The organism is Microbacterium sp. zg.Y909, from assembly GCF_024626565.1.
This window is the reverse complement of sequence record NZ_JANJFJ010000644.1, coordinates 1-1,432: the sequence shown is the minus strand read 5'-3', so window position 1 is coordinate 1,432 and position 1,432 is coordinate 1. Positions and strand designations below refer to the sequence as shown.

Below are 1,432 nucleotides of genomic sequence, written 5' to 3'. Positions count from 1 at the left end.
CGCATGTCGATCAGCTGCGCGTTCGAGCGCGCCGTGAGCAGAGCCGCCTCGTTCAGCACGTTCGCGAGGTCGGCACCGGTGAATCCGGGCGTCTTGCGCGCGACGACCTCGAGGTCGACGGAGTCGGCGAGGGGCTTGCCGCGGCCGTGCACCTCGAGGATCTTGAGGCGACCTTTGAGGTCGGGGGCGTCCACGCCGATCTGGCGGTCGAATCGACCCGGACGCAGCAGTGCGGGGTCGAGGATGTCGGGGCGGTTCGTTGCCGCGATGACGATGACATTCGCCTTCGGGTCGAAGCCGTCCATCTCGACGAGCATCTGGTTGAGCGTCTGCTCGCGCTCGTCGTGACCGCCGCCCATGCCGGCGCCGCGGTGGCGGCCGACGGCGTCGATCTCGTCGATGAAGATGATGGCCGGGGCGTTCTCCTTGGCCTGGTTGAAGAGGTCGCGCACGCGGCTGGCGCCCACGCCGACGAACATCTCGACGAAGTCCGAGCCCGAGATGGAGTAGAACGGCACCCCCGCCTCGCCGGCCACGGCACGGGCGAGCAGCGTCTTTCCGGTTCCGGGAGGGCCGTACAGCAGCACGCCCTTCGGGATGCGGGCGCCCACGGCCTGGAAACGGGAGGGGTCCTTCAGGAAGTCCTTGATCTCGTGCAGCTCTTCGATCGCCTCGTCGGCGCCGGCGACGTCCTGGAAGGTGACGGTGGGCGTCTCCTTGGTCACGAGCTTCGCGCGGGACTTGCCGAACTGCATGACCTTGCCGCCGCCGCCCTGCGCAGACGACATCAGGAACCAGAACAGCAGACCCAGCAGCAGGATAGGCAGAAGCAGCGAGAGGACCCCGTCGAACCAGGTCGCGCGCGGCACGGCGTCGTCGAAGCCGTCCTTCGGCTCGGCCGCGTTGACGGCGCTGACAACCTCGTCGGCCCGAGCCTCGACGTAGTAGAACTGCACCTCGGTGGCGCCCTCGTAGGGCTTCGAGAGCGTCATGTCCACGCGCTGGTCGCCGTCGGTGTTCAACACCTCGGTCACGGTGCCGCCGTCGAGCAGTTCGAGGCCCTCTTGGGTGGAGATCTGCTTGGCTGCGCCCAGGTTGGAGATGAGCGAGAAGCCGACCATGAGCAGCACGCCGATGAGCAGGATGTAGATCAGCGGGTTGCGAGCGATCTTCTTGAAGTTCATGGTGCGGGTCGACGCCCGGTCCCTTTCGACGGAGAGCAGCCCGCTCACGGGACGGGCGACAGTGCCCCAGGTTATCGCGGCACAGCCGGGGAACGACTGTGCATTCGCCCAGGGCTTAAACCGCCCGCGGCTCAGGCGTAGACGTGCGGGGCGAGCACCGCGACGTCGCGCAGGTTGCGGTAGCGCTCGGCGTAGTCGAGGCCATAGCCGACGACGAACTCGTTCGGGATGTCGAAGCCCACGTACTT

1 protein-coding gene and 1 pseudogene are annotated in these 1,432 nt (G+C 67.4%); both read right to left on the bottom strand.

The features are described 5' to 3' along the window. Positions 1-1,184, bottom strand: a 1,184-nt coding sequence (locus tag NQ160_RS23745; RefSeq protein ID WP_257517445.1) for an ATP-dependent metallopeptidase FtsH/Yme1/Tma family protein, incomplete at its 3' end; no start/stop codon positions are given. A 131-nt stretch (positions 1,185-1,315) separates the two neighbouring features. Continuing rightward, a pseudogene (locus NQ160_RS23740) lies at positions 1,316-1,432 on the bottom strand (hypoxanthine phosphoribosyltransferase); the annotation flags it as partial.